The organism is Paracoccus binzhouensis, assembly GCF_016446475.1.
GTDB classification, from domain to species: domain Bacteria; phylum Pseudomonadota; class Alphaproteobacteria; order Rhodobacterales; family Rhodobacteraceae; genus Paracoccus; species Paracoccus binzhouensis.
On record NZ_JAEHFP010000266.1, the window covers coordinates 1 to 600 of the forward strand.

Here is a 600-nt window from a genome sequence, read left to right on the forward strand (position 1 = left end):
CTCGCAGCCGTCAACGCCATGATTTATATGCGAAATATCACGATTACGACAGCGAAATCAGCGACTTACTTGGAGAATGTGGGATGAAAGCGACAATTTTCCCCAAAGCGCAGGATGGTGCCTCCAAGGTCTTTGACGGCACCCAGATCGCGCTGGAAGCGCCCAGTGTTGTCCAGCTGGCCATCGGACCCGAGCAGGTGCTTCGCTTTGATCGGGACGGCAGCGATCTGATCCTCGTTCTCAAGGATGGCACCCGGCTGGTCATCGCGGATTTCTTTGTCCAGGATGCTGATGGCCGCAACGATCTGGTCTTCGAGGATGGAAACGGCGTCACTTGGTGGGCGCAATACGGCGAGGAATGGACCGGCTTCGATATCGCCGAGATCGAGGACGCCCTCCTTGTTCCGCCGTTTCCGGTTGCCGCTCTGACGGGTCTTGGCGCGCTGGCGGGCGGCGCAGCCCTTGTTGTGGGCAGTGATGGTCCGGATTCCAACACCCCCGCGCCCAATACCCCGCCGGTGGGTGAGGACGCATCCGTGACCACGCCCGAGGACACGCCGGTCAGCGGCACCGTCACCGCGACGGATGTGGACGGCGACG

General features: G+C 61.3%; 1 protein-coding gene. It reads left to right on the top strand.

The window, feature by feature from the left end:
* Positions 1–600: BapA/Bap/LapF family prefix-like domain-containing protein (locus I9P22_RS24375; RefSeq protein WP_199262810.1), on the top strand; the 600-nt coding region annotated here is incomplete at both ends.